This window comes from Butyricicoccus porcorum, assembly GCF_051246315.1.
GTDB classification, from domain to species: Bacteria; Bacillota; Clostridia; order Oscillospirales; family Butyricicoccaceae; genus Butyricicoccus_A; species Butyricicoccus_A porcorum.
The window spans coordinates 1,883,352-1,899,656 of the sequence record NZ_CP178353.1 but is presented as its reverse complement, the minus strand read 5'-3'; the positions used below and the strand labels follow the sequence as shown (position 1 = coordinate 1,899,656).

Below are 16,305 nucleotides of genomic sequence, written 5' to 3'. Positions count from 1 at the left end.
ACAGATTGCGGAATTTTCGTAAAAAAATACTACTTATTAGCTAATCAGATTTCGAGATAAAAATCAATGGTATTTTTCACTATTTTTTGTCAAAAAAGCACCATATTATTTTCAATACAGGCGGGACGGTCATACCTGCACATGAAAAACAGCCTCCCACCGCCATTGCTGCAACGCAGCTGCGAGTCGAGGCTGATTCTGCTGTCTGACCACAGCGGTCAAACAAAGCGGTTCTGCTGGGAATCGTAGGTATAATTGACGGCGTCCAGCTTGCGCACGAGCGTTTCCCGGTCGATATTCAGATCACTGCAAAGCATGTCCAGCGACGAATACGAGTCGCGCAACTTAGTGTTGACATAGCTCAGCAGCATAATCGGATCCTGTGGCAGCATAAAAAAACCTCCTGTGTTTCTCATCTGTATTTCCTGTCTGTTTTCCCTGTTATTTTACACCAGAACACGCTCGGATGCAACCACATGCAAAAAAGAGGGGCTGCTTGTGCAGCCCCTCCCAGCCTGTCGAAAAAGTCGCCGAAAGGCGGCTTTTTCTGTTATAATAAAGATAAGAGAGACAGGTGATAAAATGATAGTAAAAGGGAAGGAAAACAGAGAGGCAGTAGAGATTGTAAGTCTGGATATGTTAGTGCCCGAGGATCATCTACTGAGGAAAATAGATGCAGCAGTAGATTTCAAACAAATTTATGAATTTGTAGATGATTTGTACTGCAAGGACAACGGCAGGCCAAGTATCGATCCGGTAGTATTGTTTAAGATTGTAATGATACAGCACATATATGGGATACCATCGCTCCGGCGGACGCTGGAAGAAGTGAATATGAATGTTGCATACAGGTGGTTTATCGGTTATCCATTGAATGAGCAGGTGCCGCATTTTTCAACAGTAAGCTATAATTTTAAGCATCGGGGTGCGGACAAAATCTTGGACTGATTATGCAGCAAAACCAAGATGATGTCTATACTCAATCGGGCTCAGCCCGCCTAAAGATAACTTGATGCGTTTATGGTTATACCAATTGATATAGCGGTCAATCTCCCGGCTAAAATCGTCAAGCGAGACTCCTGTCCAAGAGCGGCCATAGAACATTTCGTTTTTGAGCCTTCCAAAGAAACCTTCGCAGGCTGCGTTATCGGGGGAGCAGCCCTTCTTAGACATAGAGCGAATGAGACCAGCCCCATTCATCCGTTCAATCCATCCGGGCCATCGATAATGGCAGCCCCTGTCAGAATGGACAATCGGATGACAGCCCTCTGGCAGATCGGCAATCACTTGATCCAACATGGTGTTGACCAGATCGGCATTGGGGCGGGTTCCGATCGTCCAGCCCACAACCATTCCATCAAAACAATCGATCATGGCGGAGAGATATAGCTTGCCGTTCGAAAGGGCAAATTCTGTGATATCCGTCAGCAACTTCTCATACGGCTGATTTGCATGGAAATCGCGTAAAATGATGTTCTCTACTTCGGGTGTGATTTCCCCCAAATACGAACTATATTTTCGTTTCTTCGAGCGCAAAACCACCAGTTTTTCTTCTTTCATGATCCGGCGGATGATCTTCTCGGAGAGCATAATCCCTTTGCGCTTCAGCGCCAGATAAATGCGACGGTAACCATATATGCCCCTGTTTTCGTGAAAAATCGAGGTGATTTGTGCCCGTTGGGATAGATATTTGTCGGGTTTGTTCATAACAGCTTGCTGGTAATAGTAACTGCTTTTGGCCATCTTAAAACGGGACAGCAGCGCTGGCAGTGCATATTTCCCCTTCAAGGCATCGATGATCACTGCCTTTTCACGGTTTCTGAGTACCGTTAGATCGATGCCGGGGTCTTTTTTTAAAACTGAGATGGTCTCCTTCAGCACATCTACTTCAAACTGCAGTTCCTGGAGTTGCGTTCGAAGATTCTCCAGTTCCTCAGATTCAGGCAATGCATGATCCTGAGGCAACGGCTCCCTTGGTATGCTTTTTCTCTTCGCCATCAGACCCACCATCCCATACTTCAGATATTTCCTGCGCCAGACGTATATGCTCATACGGCTGTATCCGATTTCCCTTGATACATATTCTACATCTTCGCCTAATTCAAAGCAACGGTGAATTACCTCATATTTGAATTCTGCTGAGGGATGCCTTGGATGCCCCGATGTGTTGCAGTGATGATCCATCTCTGTGGGAGACTCTTCTGTGTGGCCATGTCTGTTCTCTAACCCGGCTTTTTTGCGCTCATACCAGCGGTAAAGCGTAGACTCGCTCGGGTATCCTAACCGACGGATTACAGCAGCTATTGATCCCAGCCGCTCGTATTCTCTTAGTGCGATTTCTTCCTGCTCTTTTGTATACATTCAGTTCCCTCCTTTTGGAGTCCAACTTTTTGTCCGCAGGCCCATCGTTTTACAACAGCAACTGTAGAATATATATTTCGGTGGATATTGAACACAGCAGCAAAGGAAGGATTTCTGGATACGAGTGCAATTTTTATCGATGGGACACATATCAAAGCAAGTGCAAACATGAAGAAAAAAGCACGAAAAGCTGTTCCAGTTGAAGCAAAACGATATGCAAAGGAGCTGCGGAAGAAATTAACAGAGATCGCGAAGAACACGACAAAAAGCCATTCAACGATGATGACGATTCAACACCGCCAAAGGAGAAAGAAATAACAGTTTCGACAACGGATCCGGATGCCGGCGTATTCCATAAAGGTGAACACAAGAAGTGTTTTGCCTACGAAGCGCATACAGCCTGTGACAAGCATAATTTTATTCTCGACGTAGAAGTAACAGCAGGAAATGTACATGACAGTGTAGCATTTGACCCGTTATATGACCAGCTTTGCGAACATTACCCAGAACATAAAACGATAGTAGCAGACAGCGCCTACAAAACTCCTTCGATTTGTAAACGTATTTTTGAGAGTGGAAGAGTATTATCTACAGCATATAAACGTCCAATGACAAAGAAAGGCGGTCATGAATGGTGGAAATATGTTTATGATGAGTATTATGATTGTGTAATCTGTCCGGAGTATAAAACACTTCATTATGCAACAACGAACAAAGATGGATATCGTGAATATAAGAGCAGGTCATACGTCTGCGAACATTGTCCGACCAGAGAGCTGTGTACATCGAGTGCAAAGTTTGAAAAGACTGTCACCAGACACGTATGGGCTGATTATGTAGAGTTGGCAGAAGACGCACGTCATATGACTGAATATCGTGACTTATATAAACTCCGACAACAAAAGATTGAACGTGTATTTGCAGATGCCAAAGAAAAGCATGGTATGCGCTATACACAATATCGAGGCTTGGCTCAAGTTACCAACTGGGTGAAGCTTAAATTTGCTGCCATGAATCTGAAAAAGCTGGCTATGTGGAAGTGGAAGATCCATTTCCCTATTCCAGTTTTCCGGCTTTTTCCCTATATGTGCCAAAATCTGGCTCTCGCTTAATGCGCAGCCGGGTTCTTCGACAGGCTCAGAGGGGCTGCTTGTGCAGCCCCTCCTTTTGTATTCTTTCAGGCATCTTGATTTGCCACAACTCAGCGGTTGCGATTGCGATTGTAGTTAATCAGGCAGCCTGCCTTGACAATCTTCTTTTCATCCGGCGTCATATCCGCGATGTAAAGGGAAATCTCCTTTACCTGCTCGCCGAGAACGTACGCCTTGATGTCCTGCATATCGCCGTCAAGTGCGACCTTGACATTCGGGATATAGATGTAATCGCCGATCTCAAACTCCGGCTCGCCCTTCATCTGGAACGGAAGCATGCCCCAGTTCATGACGTTGGAGCGATACCGCTTGGTCGCATATTCGCGGCAGATGTTTGCCAGACCACCAATGACACGCTGGCAGGAAGCCGCCTGCTCACGCGCAGAGCCATCGCCCGGCTTGACACAGTAGATCATGCTGCCGATTTCGGTATCGGCCGGAACCATGTCCGGATCGATGGTCTTGATCTGTGCATAAACCTTCTCCAGCTCCGGCTCAAGGTCAACCGGATTCTTGCCTGCGGCGCGCGCCTTTTCCAGCTTGTCGACCTCCTTGGAGCGTCCGACATACTTCGGATCGCGGCGGGACAGCGTAAACTCTGCCAGACCCAGCGGGTTGGAGCGGTAGGATGAGGTCTCACCGGACGGAATCAGCTCATCAGTCGTAGTGACGTCGTCCATGATCTTGGTACATACCTTGAGCAGGATGTTGTCGGTCAGTGCGCTCATCTGCGGCCAGTCCTTGATATTCGGGCCGTAAACCAGCTCTGCACCCTCAACCGGTGCATTGTAGCCCTGATAGACGCGGGAACGATAGGACGAATCGTCGAACTCGTATTCCGGTACAACATAATCGTCGACCACTGCGGTTGCCGGAGTCAGAATGCCGCCGTTTGCCGCCGTTGCCGCGATGGAACGCGCGTCCATCAGTGCGACAGAGGACATCTGACCGCTGCCCGGCTTCGAGCCCTCGCGGTTCGGGAAGTTTCTCGTCGTATGGCGGATGCTCAGGCCGTTGTTTGCCGGTGTGTCGCCTGCACCGAAGCACGGGCCGCAGAATGCGGTCTTGAGAACAGCACCTGCTGCCATCAGCTCGGAAACTGCGCCCTTCTTGACGAGATCCATGTAAACCGGCATGGAAGACGGATAGACGGACAGTGTGAACTCGTCCGCGCCGCACTGTGCGCCGCGCAGGATGTGTGCTGCTTCCATGACATTGGTGTAGCCGCCGCCTGCGCAGCCGGCAATGATGCCCTGCTGTACCTGTAGCTTGCCATTTACAATCTTATCGATCAGCGTAAACTTGATATCGGAATTGCCACCGATCAGGCGCTCCGCATCCTTCTCTACTGCACGCAGGATATCGCCGAGGTTTGCGTTCAGCTCGTCGATCTCATAGGTGTTGCTCGGATGGAACGGCAGTGCGATCATCGGCTTGACGGTGCTCAGGTCAACATAAACCATGCCATCATAGTATGCAACATCCGCCGGATTGAGCTTCTTATAGTCATCGCCGCGGCCATGCATCGTCAGATATGCCTTGGTGTCGTCATCCGTGCACCAGATCGAAGACAGGCAGGTGGTCTCCGTCGTCATAACATCGACGCCGTTGCGGAAATCGGTGGTCATCGAAGCGATGCCCGGGCCGACAAATTCCATGACCTTGTTCTTGACATAGCCGCACTTGAAGACTGCGCCGATGATTGCCAGTGCGATATCCTGCGGGCCGACACCCGGCTGCGGCTTGCCGTCCAGATAAATGCCGACAACGCCCGGATAGCTGACATCATAGGTATCACACAGCAGCTGCTTGACCAGCTCGCCGCCGCCTTCGCCGATTGCCATGGTGCCCAGTGCGCCATAACGGGTGTGGCTGTCCGAGCCGAGAATCATCTTGCCGCAGCCTGCCATTTTTTCGCGCATGTACTGGTGGATAACTGCCAGATGCGGCGGAACATAAATGCCGCCATACTTCTTCGCAGCGGACAGGCCGAATACATGGTCGTCCTCGTTGATGGTACCGCCGACCGCACACAGCGAGTTGTGGCAGTTGGTCAGGACATACGGGATCGGGAATTTCTCCATGCCGGATGCTTTGGCTGTCTGGACAATGCCGACAAACGTGATGTCATGCGAAGTCATGGCGTCAAACTTAATTTTCAGCTTGTCCATGTTGCCGGAGGTGTTGTGCGCGGAGAGGATGGAATAGGCAATCGTGCCCTTCTTTGCTTCCTCCTTGTCTGCCGCCTGTCCGGTCAGTGCCTGTACCTTCGCTGCATCCTGCTCTGCGACAATTTCCTTGCCGCCGACCAGATATACGCCGCCGTCATATAATTTGACCATTTGATTTGCTCCCTTCTTTATTCGTCATCGATTGGAAATCGTTATCGAATACTCTGGTTTTGCGGACAACGTCCCGGCCTGCGCAGATGTCCACACAAAGCCGTTCTGCTGTTCTTTAGAAATATTATATGATATCTTTTTCAATTCTTCAATCAAAAAGCGCGGAATTCCTTCTATTTCTTTGCAAAAATCGTGCTTTTTTCCGCTCCATTCTGCAACATCGGCGTGTTCGGCTTCCCCCGGAGCAGTAGCAGGGGTAATCTCCGTACATCTTGCAGGTACTTCTTTTGTCTCTTCCGCCATCCATCCTCCGTTGCCGGTCAGATCATCCTTAACACAACAAAAACGGGAATCTGCATGTATTTTCCGCATGAATCATGTATAATGTCCAAAAGCGCAGCAGATTCTGTAATCTGAGGAAATATCGAACTTTTTCCAGGCGCTATCTAAAAACCAAGAAAATGACGAATATTTCGCAAAGGCGAGGTCGATTCTCGACAAAAGCTCGCAGGAATCCGTTCGGATTTCAAGTGTTTTTAACGATGAAGCGATCCGCACTTGTAGAAAGAGTCAAACGTTTCGACTTTTCTGATACGCCCTAGCTGTCTTGATATTCCAATATTCCCAAACAAGGAGGATGCTCTATGATATTCCATCATGAAACGGGTGAGACCGTCATGCAGGAGCTTGCTTCCAGCCTGTCCGACGGTCTGAGCAGCAGCCAGGCTGTGCAGCGCAAACAGCAGTATGGATCAAACAGGCTGCGTGAAAAGAAGAAAAAAAGCAATCTGCGCCGGTTTATCGATCAATTCAAGGATGTTATGATCCTGATTCTGATTGCAGCTGCCGCAGTTTCCTTTGTCATCGCCTGTATCGAAGGCGATCCGGAAGGCTTCTTTGAGCCAGTGCTCATCCTGCTCATTGTCGTACTCAACGCAATGATGGGTGTCCTGCAGGAGAGCAAGGCAGAAAAAGCGCTCGACGCGCTCAAAAATCTCTCCGCACCGCATGCCCGTGTCCTGCGCGACGGAAAAGAAACCGTTATTGACGCGAGTGAGCTTGTCCCAGGCGACATTATCCGCCTGGAAGCAGGCGATTTTATCCCCGCAGATGCGCGGCTTATCCAGAGTGCCAGTCTGAAAAGTGAAGAATCCGCCCTCACCGGTGAATCCGTCCCCGCAGAAAAGGACGCACAAGCGGTCATTGCAGAGGACGCCCCGCTGGGCGACCGCACCAACATGGTCTTTTCCGGTTGCAGCATCACCTACGGCACCGCAACAGCTGTCGTCACCGCTACCGGTATGAACACCGAGATGGGTAACATTGCCAACCTCCTCGAAGCCGAGGAGGAAAGCATGACGCCGCTCCAGAAAAAGCTGGCGCAGCTCGGCAAATATCTGGGCATTCTCGCACTCGCTGCCTGTGCAATTATCTTTGTTGTCGGCATTCTGAACGGTATCCCGTCGATGGAAATCTTCATGACCGCCGTTTCCCTCGCTGTTTCCGCAATTCCAGAGGGTCTTCCGGCCATTGTCACCATCGTTCTGTCCATCGGCGTGCAGCGCATGGTCAGCAAAAACGCAATTATCCGCCGCCTCCCCGCTGTCGAGACACTGGGAAGTGCGTCTATAATTTGCTCGGATAAAACCGGCACGCTGACCCAAAACCGCATGACGCTCACCAAGGCATGGCTCGACGGTATGGACAGCCCGGAGGACATCTCCACAGACAATTCCAAAGAAATCAAACAGCTGCTGCGATATGGTGCGCTCTGCTGTGATGGCTCCGTTGTATTTGAAAACGGCCAAGAACAGCACATCGGCGACCCGACTGAAACCGCTATTATTCTTGCCGCCCACAAAAACGGCATGCCGAAGAACGAGCTCAACCGGGCATGCCCCCGTTTGGCAGAAATCCCATTCGATTCCGACCGCAAACTCATGAGCACGATAAATAAAATCGATGGCAGGTATGTTGTCATCGTCAAGGGTGCGTTTGATGTGATGGCGTCGCGCTGTATCAGCGGCAATCTGGAAGCCGCACAGCGTATCACCGAACAGCTGAGCGCCTCCGCCCTGCGCGTGCTGGCAGTCGCATACAAAGAAATCGACTGTGTCCCCACCGTGCCGATTCCGGAAGAGCTGGAAAGCAGGCTGATCTTCCTGGGTCTGGTCGGCATGATCGATCCGCCGCGCCCGGAAGCACAGAAAGCCGTCGGCGTCTGCCGCAAAGCCGGCATTAAGCCAGTGATGATTACCGGCGACCATGTTGTAACTGCCACAGCTATCGCGCGCGAACTGGGTATTTTTCAAGACGGCGACCGCGCTGTTACCGGAACTGAGCTCGATGCGATGAGTGAAACGGAACTGGACGCACAGGTGGAACACATCTCCGTCTATGCGCGCGTTTCACCGGAAAATAAAATCCGCATCGTCAAGGCATGGCAACGCAAAGACCAGATCGTGTCCATGACCGGCGACGGCGTCAACGACGCACCCGCACTCAAGGCCGCTGATATCGGCTGCGCGATGGGCATCACCGGCACGGATGTCGCCAAGGGCGCCGCTGATATCACACTGACAGATGACAACTTTGCCACCATTGTCGACGCAGTGCGCGAAGGACGCGGCATTTATGCAAACATCAAAAAGGTCGTCGGCTTCCTGCTCGGAACCAACATCGGCGAGGTCATTGCTGTCTTTGCCGCCATGCTGCTGTGGCACAGATCACCGCTGTTGTCCATGCAGCTGCTGTGGACCAACCTCGTCACCGACAGTCTGCCCGCTATTGCGCTCGGCATGGAGGCAGTTGAATCGGATGTCATGGATCAGAAACCGCGCCCGAAAAATGAGAGCTTATTTGCCCACGGCTTTGGCGTGCGCATCGTACTTCAAGGCGTTCTGTTCGGTGCGTTGTGTCTGCTTGCCTTCCACATCGGACAGACCGTCACCGGCGAGCTGGCTGGCGGACAGACACTGGCATTCCTCGTCCTTTCGCTGTCCCAGGTCATTCAGGCATTTAACATGCGCTCTGAGCACTCGCTGTTCCGCATCGGCGTGTTCCGCAATCGAAGACTGAATCAGGCAGCACTGGTATCCATTGTGCTGGTCGCTCTGGTGCTGTTTACGCCGCTGTCCATCCCGTTCGGACTGGTTCGCCTGCCGGTAAGCCTGTATCTCATCGGGCTGGTGCTGATTTTCGTCCCCGTGGCAGTCATGGAGTTTTCCAAGGCATGTGGTCTGATTCGGCACAGTCACTAAGCCTGTCTGGCTTTTGCCCGGTACCGCGTCATCTGCGCGGACGCCGGGCTTTTTTCTGCGGCACACCCATGTTGACAATTCCTCCGGTTGCGCGGTAAAATGGCAATACATTTTCGATTACCCAGAACAGGAGTTATGCTATGATTGAAAAAGAAGTTTCCGAACTGCGCCGTCAGCTTCGCCCGGATCGCAGTGGAATTTCAAAGGTATATGGCTGCTATGTCAATGAAAACCGCACGATTGTCTCCACCTTCGAGCAGTCTCTCGGGCTGACGACACAAGAGGAATCCGAGGCATATCTCGGGCTGCTGAAAAAAAGTCTTTCGGGCACGCTCGGCAAAAATCTGCTCGATATCCCGTTCAGCAACGAACAGGTGATGCATGGCGAAGCGCACGCGCTGCTGATGAAGCTGCGCGACAGCCGTCTGGAGGACGCCGATGCGCGCAATACCTTCTATCAGAAGGTCATCTCCTGCGTATCGCTTGGGGAAAATTACCTCATCCTGATGGCGCACAACGCCTATGATGTGCCATATCGTGGAAAGGATGACCTCGAGCTGTCCGACGGTTCCGAGGATGTATTCTCCCATATTATTTGCAGCATTTGCCCGGTGAAAAAATCCAAACCGGGGCTGGGCTATGATTATCAGCAGCAGTCGTTCTGCACCATTGCCGGAAACTGGCTGGTTTCCCCGCCGCAGCTCGGCTTCCTGTTCCCCGCCTTCGACGACCGCACGACCAACCTGTATAATTCACTGTGCTATACCCGCAGCGATGACGATGCGCATGAGGAATTTATCAGCACAATTTTCCAGGCAGAAGCGCCCAAACCCGCCATGGAGCAGCGGCGCAGCTTTGAGACAGTGCTGTCCGCTTCTCTGGAAGAAGAGTGCAGCATGGAGGTCGTGCAGGCGGTGCACGAGCAGCTCAGTGATCTGATCCAGATGCACAAGGAAAGCAAAGTGCCCGAACCGCTGATGATTAACCGCGAAACAGTCGAAGAGGTATTGGAGGACTGCGGCGTTTCCGAACAACATCTCGATGCCTTTCAAGAGCAGTTCGATGCCGCTTTTGGCGCAGGACAGACAGTCAGCCCGAAAAACATCATCGACAACCGGCGCTTCGATATCAAAACAACCGGTGTGACCATTCAGGTCAAGCCGGAAGCGCGCGACCTGATTCAGACAAAAACCATCGACGGCATCAAGTACATCCTGATTCGCGCCGAGGACAATGTGGAAGTCAGCGGCGTAACCATCCAGTTTGAGCCGGAGCTTGCCACGGCGCAAGCAGGAGAATAAATTCCCTGTTATGCAGCAATGCACACCCCCGAACGAGGGTGTGCATTTTTATGTGTTGTTATCTGTCGTCCGATGCTGTCTGCTCCCGTTTTTCTCCGGCAATGCGTTCCATGGCGTTTAAAATGCTCTCATAGCCGGTGCAGCGGCACAAATGGCCGGAAATCAGCTTTTTCAGTTGCTCCCTGCTGTATGTCTTACCGGTTCCGACGATTTCTACTGCGGTCAGGATCAGTCCGGGCGTACAGAAGCCGCACTGCACGGCAGCTTCATCAATGAAGGCCTGCTGGATGGGCGACAGCTCACCGTTCGGCCCCTTCAGCCCCTCTACAGTCAGCACATGTTTGCCATCTGCCCACATGGTCAGATACAGGCAGCTGTCTACTGCCTCGCCGTCGACCAGCACCGTACATGCCCCACATTCGCCGACCTCACAGCCTTTTTTGACCGAGGTCAGATGCAAGCGATTCCGCAATGTATCCAGCAGAGACTCACGCACATCAACAGCAAGCTCCTGTTCCTTCCCGTTGACCGTCATATGTACAATGTTAAGCATATGGGATCCCTCCTGCCTTCTGTACTGCTGCGTACAGCGCGCGTTTGGCGAGTTCCTCTACCAGCTGCAAACGAAATTCCTTCGATGCGCGCCACGACGAGCGCGGATTGACCTCAGTCAGCGCGGTTTTGGCAAATGCTGCGGCTGCTTGGCTGTCCGCAACCGCACAGCCGCGCAGCACATCCTCCGCAGCCCGGCAGCGCACCGGCGTCGGTGCGGCCACGCCATAAGCCAGCCGCACATCTTCAAAGCGCGTTTTATCCTGTGACAGCTTGACGCGCACGGCACAGCCGAGCGTCGCAATTTCCATCGCCCGGCGCTTGCCGTACTTGATATACTCGCCCGACCATCCCTCAAAATTTTCCCGCCGGATGAGAAAATGCGTGCAAACCTCCGTCCGCTCGCGCACGGTCTTGCCCGGTCCAGTGTAAAACTCGCACACCGGGACAACACGCTGCCCGTTCGGGCCGCTCAGTACGACCTCTGCTTCCAGTGTGCACATGGTAGACGCAGAATCCGCCGATGTCGCACCGTTGCAGATGTTGCCGCCGATGGTGGCGACATTGCGAATCTGTGGGCCGCCGACCTGATCGACTGCTTCGCCCAGCATCGGCACATATCGTTGAATCAACGGATCTGCGGTGATGTGAGAAAATGCAGTGCCCGCACCAATCCAAAGGTCGCCGTCTTCCGTCAGGCGCACGCCCTTCCATTCGTTCAGATTGTGGATGGAAACGAGTGCTTTCCCGGTGTCGCGTCCATTTCGCACGCGGATGAGCACATCTGTGCCGCCGCTGATAATCTCCGCATCCGGCTCGCGCACCAGCGCATCGACCGCATCCGAAACACTCGAAGCCTCGTAAAACGATTTGATGTCATACATGGTATGCTCCCTCCGATCTCAGAGACTTAAATCAACCCATGCTGCCGGAACGCCGCAATCAGCCGCTGTGCAGTCATGGGCGCCGTGTCCATTGCCACACCGGTCGCGTTCAGAATCGCGTTGCGGATGGCGGGTGCCACCGGGATGGCAGGCGGCTCGCCGAGTGATTTGTTTCCATACGGCCCGGTGGGGTCATCCAGTTCAATAAATTCCACATGCAGATCAGGTGTATCCATCGCAGTCGGAATTTTATAATCCAGCAGGTTGTCATTCCGTACGCGACCGGTCTTTTCATCTATCAGCAACTCTTCAGAAAGACCGTAGCCAAGACCCATGCTCATGCCGCCCTGTACCTGCCCGCGCGCGGTCTGCGGATTGATGATCGTACCCGAATCATGCACATTGATGATATCCTTCACGGTGACAAGTCCGAGCGGGAGGTCAATCTCAATTTCCACGAAGCAGCAGCCGGACGCAAACGAATTGTCCTTGCACTGGTTGGTGACCTCCGCAGTCAGGTGCCGCGAATCATCGAGCGAATAAAACGCCGTCGTAGCGACCTCAGCGACGTCGAACAGCACCGGTTCGCCGCCGGAAACGACAATTTTGTTGTCCACGATGTCCAGCATATCCGCAGAGACCGGCTCGCCGTCACGCAGGCCAATCGACTGCTGTAATTTTTGGACAGCCTGTTTCACCTGACCGGCATAAATGGTCTGCTCCATCTGGATTCCGTCCTGATTGAGCATGCGCACCGCATACGCCAGAATTTTGGCGCGCAGCTCTTCGGCGCACTTTTTACACGCCATGCCGGAGACATAGGTCTGTCGAGAGGCATATGCACCGGTATCAAACGGCGTGATATCCGTATCCTGTGTTGAAACGGCATAGATACGGTCGGGTGTGATGCCGGTTGTTTCTGCCGCCATCTGGGTGAACACGGTATCCGCACCCTGCCCGATTTCCGTCGCTCCCATGCACAACTGTATCGAACCATCCTGGTTGAGCACCATGCGGACGGATGCGGTCTCGAGTGAAATCGGATGCACGCCTGTCTTATAGCAAAAAATCGCCATGCCCACGCCGCGGCGCACAGAGCCGGTCTGATGACGGTAATTTTCCCACTTTTCATCCCAGCCAATGTGTTTTCGTCCCGCTTCGATGCATTTCTTCAGACCATAGGAATGGAATGTGATGCCGTTCGCGGGATCGACAAAGCCAGCCTGCATGCAGTTGTCCAGTCGAAACTGGCAGGGGTCTGCGCCGATGGCATATGCCAGATCATCCGTCAGACATTCCGCCATCCAGATGGACTGCGGAATGCCATAGCCACGCATGGCGCCCGCCGTCGGGGACGAGGTATACACCGTCCAGCAGTCGATTTCCGCGCCCATCTCGTCACGGTACAAATCCTTAAAGACATTGCCGCAGTTGGCACAGATGGCATGCCCGTGCGACGCATACGCACCGTTGTTGGCATACGCCTCCAACTGGCGCGCCAAAATGCGCCCGTCCTTGGTGACGATGCCGCGGCAATGCCCGTCAATGGCATGGCGGGTGCGCGTGCTGACAATGGTCTCCTCACGGCTGATTTCCAGCCTGACTGCCCTGCCGCCGACTGAAAGCGACAGATAGGCATTGAGTGGCTCATACAGGGTATCCTGCTTATTGCCGAAGCCGCCGCCGATATACGGTTTAATGATGCGCACCTGTCCCACCGGGACGCCGAGCGCCTGCGCCGTACACCGGCGCACAATATGCGGAATTTGTGTGGAAGTCACAACGGTAATTTTGCCGTTGGTTTCCACATATGCCCATGAAGTCGGAAGTTCAAGGTGACAATGTGAAACACGCGGGGTATGATAAACCCGGTCGACAACTGCGATGTTGTCCGCCCCGTACTGTTCCTCCGCCTGTTTTCTGCCTTCTTCAAAAGTAAAATCCGACGGTCCCATTGTCATATGGGAATGTACGATGACGTTGTCCTTTCTCAGCTCAGGGTGCAGTGGGGTTGCGCCCTCGCGCATCGCCGCCTCCGTCGTGACAATCGGCTGGTATTCCTCGTATTGTACTTTTACCAGCCGCGCCGCTTTTTCCGCAGCCAGCTCAGTCTCCGCCACAACCGCCGCAATATCATCGCCGTAATAGCGCACGCGCTGATTGAGCAGTTTTCGGTCACGGATATCCTGATGGCGTGTTTCCACGCTCCACGGATGTCCGGCGGTCGGGAACGGATGATCCGGCACATCAAAGCAGGTCACAATTTTGACGACACCGGGTACAGCCAACGCTTTCTCCAGATCAAAACCCGTAACTACACCATTTGCAATGGTGGAGTGCACCACCTTCCCGTGCAGAATACCGGCGGGTTCCAGATCGGCGGTATATTTCGCCTCGCCCGTCACTTTGCCGCGGATATCCACGCGCGGCAGCGCTTTTCCTACGACATGCATACGTTCCCCTCCCTGTTCTGTTATTGTATTCCGCCGACTGTCCTGCCATGCGGATTGTCTATCCGCCGATGCGCGACATACACGCAGTTTCAATCCCGCGCTGCTCAAAGCAATGCGCCTGCGGCTTTTCCTTCAATGCTTCCTGCACAGTGGAAATCAATTCTGCTGTGCGCCCGCCGCGCACCAGCGCCCGCAGGTCGACCATTCGGTCGGATTGCAGGCACAGCCGGAGCTTCCCGTCCGCCGTCAGGCGGATGCGGTTGCAGTCCGCGCAGAATTTGTGACTCACTGCGCTGATAAACCCGACTTTGCCCAAAAAGCCTGCAAACTGTACATAGGTGCTCGGGCCGAACCCCATCGGCTTTTCGCACGGCTGCGCCGCGCCGTAAACAGCCTCGAGTGCGGCGAGCACATCGTCCTGCGCACAGCTCTGTGTATCCTCCTCTGCCAGCGGCATGCGCTCAATGAAGCGCACATGCACCGGACAGCGCTTGGCCAGACCCGCAACGGCTACAGCGGTTTGTTCCCACTGTACGCCGCCCAGCACACAATTCAGCTTTACCGTGACCTGCGGATATTTCTGCATCTGCTCCAGCCCGGCGAGCACGCGGCTGACATCGCCACAACGCGTAATACTCCGGTAAACGGCGGCATCCAGTGTGTCCAGACTGATGTTCACGCCATCCAATCCTGCCGCAACCAGCTGCTGTGCCTGCTCCTCCAGCAAAATCCCGTTGGTGGTCAGCGTAACGGTCTGAAGCCCCGGAACACGCCGGAGCTTTTTCACCAGCCGCCAGCACTGCCGCCGCACCAGCGGCTCGCCGCCCGTGATGCGCACATGCTTCAGCCCGATTTGTGCCATCGCGCGGCAAATAGTCTCAATTTCCTCATAGGTCAGGATATCACCGTGCGCCAGGTACGGAATGCCCTCCTCCGGCATGCAATAGGTACAGCGGAGATTACAGCGGTCGGTAATCGAAATCCGCAGATAATCAATGGTTCTTCCGTAACCGTCTTTCACCGAAATCTGCCGCTCCCTTCCATGCATGTTGCCGTATATTTGTTGATTCTATCATACCATATCGCCGCCAGAAACACCAGACCAACTCCGCCGCAGACCTGCAAAATGAGCCGGAACGGATTATTTTGCCCGTTCCGGCCCTCTGTGTACCTTTGTATTCACTGCATGCGCATCTGCCGCGCAATCCATGCCATCATAACATCCACAACATAGTCCTGCTGTGCCTGTGTCAGCGGCACGCCTGCCGGAATATGATGCCATTTAGACAGGCATCCACGGCAGCAGGTCGCCGTTGCATGCTGTGCAACAAAAGCCGGATGGCCGCGCATTGGCGTCTGCTTCCCGTCGTTCGGGATGACAGCAGGCGCAAGGCGCTGGCGGACAAAATCTTCCGCATGGCGGCGGATGGTATCCATGCCCTTGTCATGCACATACTGTTTTTCCTTTTCGTTCAGATAAAACCGGCTGCGGAATTTTGACCGCGACAGCCGGTAAAACAGATCTCCGAACCGGTCTTCCTCATACATCATCTGCTTACCCAAACCTTCTATCAGATCAGAATGCCGTTGCAGTGGTCGACCTCGTGCTGGATGATCTGTGCCGTCCAGCCGCTGAACGCCTGCCGGTGCGGCTTCAACTGCTGATCCTGATATTCCACTTCAATGCTCTGATAGCGCGTCGTGCGGCGCACGCCGGGCAGCGACAGACAGCCCTCCTCTGCCTCATACGACTCGGATTTTTTGACGATTTCCGGGTTGACCATCAGCAGCTGGATCGGCCCGATGCAGACCGCAATGATGCGCTTCTTCACGCCGATCATATTCGCTGCCATGCCGACGCACTCTTCTCTGTGCGCCTGTAATGTGTCCAGCAGGTCGCGCATGACCTGCGCGTCCGCCGCTGCTGCGGGCTCTGATTTCTGCTGAAGGAAAAAGATATCCTTCATAATTGGTTTTACCATACTTCTCTCACTCCAGTTT

The 16,305-nt window shown here is 53.3% G+C and carries 12 protein-coding genes and 2 pseudogenes; 4 read left to right on the top strand and 10 right to left on the bottom strand.

What is annotated here, in order from left to right; translation table 11 throughout:
* Positions 1 to 218: 218 nt before the first annotated feature.
* Positions 219 to 392 carry a DUF4250 domain-containing protein gene (locus ACLM7Z_RS09410; protein ID WP_087020196.1) on the bottom strand — a complete coding sequence of 58 codons (174 nt, stop codon included), beginning with the start codon at positions 390 to 392 and terminating at the stop codon, positions 219 to 221.
* A 190-nt stretch (positions 393 to 582) separates the two neighbouring features.
* On the opposite strand from ACLM7Z_RS09410, the pseudogene ACLM7Z_RS09405 reads away from it, so the two are divergent.
* Positions 583 to 945, top strand: a pseudogene (locus ACLM7Z_RS09405) (transposase); the annotation flags it as partial.
* A gap of 3 nt (positions 946 to 948) precedes the next feature.
* Here the strand turns inward: ACLM7Z_RS09405 and ACLM7Z_RS09400 are convergent.
* Positions 949 to 2,361 (bottom strand): IS3 family transposase, encoded by a 1,413-nt coding sequence (locus ACLM7Z_RS09400; RefSeq protein WP_435644941.1) that lies wholly within the window; start codon positions 2,359 to 2,361, stop codon positions 949 to 951.
* A gap of 45 nt (positions 2,362 to 2,406) precedes the next feature.
* Here ACLM7Z_RS09400 and ACLM7Z_RS09395 point away from each other — a divergent pair.
* A pseudogene (locus tag ACLM7Z_RS09395) lies at positions 2,407 to 3,473 on the top strand (transposase); the annotation flags it as partial.
* A gap of 89 nt (positions 3,474 to 3,562) precedes the next feature.
* Here ACLM7Z_RS09395 and ACLM7Z_RS09390 read toward each other — a convergent pair.
* Positions 3,563 to 5,854 (bottom strand): hydratase, encoded by a 2,292-nt coding sequence (locus tag ACLM7Z_RS09390; RefSeq protein WP_273350493.1) that lies wholly within the window; start codon positions 5,852 to 5,854, stop codon positions 3,563 to 3,565.
* Positions 5,855 to 5,878: 24 nt separating this feature from the next.
* The gene (locus ACLM7Z_RS09385) at positions 5,879 to 6,157 is read right to left on the bottom strand and encodes a hypothetical protein (RefSeq protein WP_087020193.1); all 279 of its coding nucleotides are present in this window, start codon (positions 6,155 to 6,157) and stop codon (positions 5,879 to 5,881) included.
* Between the two features lie 341 nt (positions 6,158 to 6,498).
* Here ACLM7Z_RS09385 and ACLM7Z_RS09380 point away from each other — a divergent pair, with 341 nt between their 5' ends.
* Positions 6,499 to 9,114 carry a calcium-translocating P-type ATPase, PMCA-type gene (locus tag ACLM7Z_RS09380; RefSeq protein WP_435644940.1) on the top strand — a complete coding sequence of 872 codons (2,616 nt, stop codon included), beginning with the start codon at positions 6,499 to 6,501 and terminating at the stop codon, positions 9,112 to 9,114.
* A gap of 140 nt (positions 9,115 to 9,254) precedes the next feature.
* On the top strand, positions 9,255 to 10,415 hold the full coding sequence (locus ACLM7Z_RS09375) for a DUF4317 domain-containing protein (protein ID WP_087020187.1): 1,161 nt from the start codon (positions 9,255 to 9,257) through the stop codon (positions 10,413 to 10,415).
* Positions 10,416 to 10,473: 58 nt separating this feature from the next.
* On the opposite strand, the gene xdhC is transcribed toward ACLM7Z_RS09375, so the two are convergent.
* The 6 genes from xdhC to ACLM7Z_RS09345 all read right to left on the bottom strand — a co-directional run bounded on the left by xdhC (position 10,474) and on the right by ACLM7Z_RS09345 (position 16,286).
* Positions 10,474 to 10,968, bottom strand: a complete 495-nt coding sequence (gene xdhC / locus ACLM7Z_RS09370; protein ID WP_087020184.1) for a xanthine dehydrogenase subunit XdhC — start codon at positions 10,966 to 10,968, stop codon at positions 10,474 to 10,476.
* On the bottom strand, positions 10,961 to 11,851 hold the full coding sequence (gene xdhB, locus ACLM7Z_RS09365; RefSeq protein ID WP_435644939.1) for a xanthine dehydrogenase subunit XdhB: 891 nt from the start codon (positions 11,849 to 11,851) through the stop codon (positions 10,961 to 10,963). Before xdhB ends, xdhC begins: the two co-directional genes overlap by 8 nt.
* A 26-nt stretch (positions 11,852 to 11,877) precedes the next feature.
* Positions 11,878 to 14,304, bottom strand: coding sequence for a xanthine dehydrogenase subunit XdhA (gene xdhA, locus ACLM7Z_RS09360; RefSeq protein WP_435644938.1), 2,427 nt, complete (start codon positions 14,302 to 14,304; stop codon positions 11,878 to 11,880).
* Between the two features lie 58 nt (positions 14,305 to 14,362).
* Positions 14,363 to 15,325, bottom strand: a complete 963-nt coding sequence (moaA, locus tag ACLM7Z_RS09355; RefSeq protein ID WP_435644937.1) for a GTP 3',8-cyclase MoaA — start codon at positions 15,323 to 15,325, stop codon at positions 14,363 to 14,365.
* A gap of 158 nt (positions 15,326 to 15,483) precedes the next feature.
* Entirely contained in the window at positions 15,484 to 15,855 is a 372-nt protein-coding gene (locus ACLM7Z_RS09350) for a DUF4186 domain-containing protein (RefSeq protein WP_435644936.1), read from the bottom strand.
* Positions 15,856 to 15,875: 20 nt separating this feature from the next.
* Positions 15,876 to 16,286, bottom strand: coding sequence for a peptide deformylase (locus ACLM7Z_RS09345; protein WP_087020172.1), 411 nt, complete (start codon positions 16,284 to 16,286; stop codon positions 15,876 to 15,878).
* Between the last annotated feature and the right edge of the window lie 19 nt (positions 16,287 to 16,305).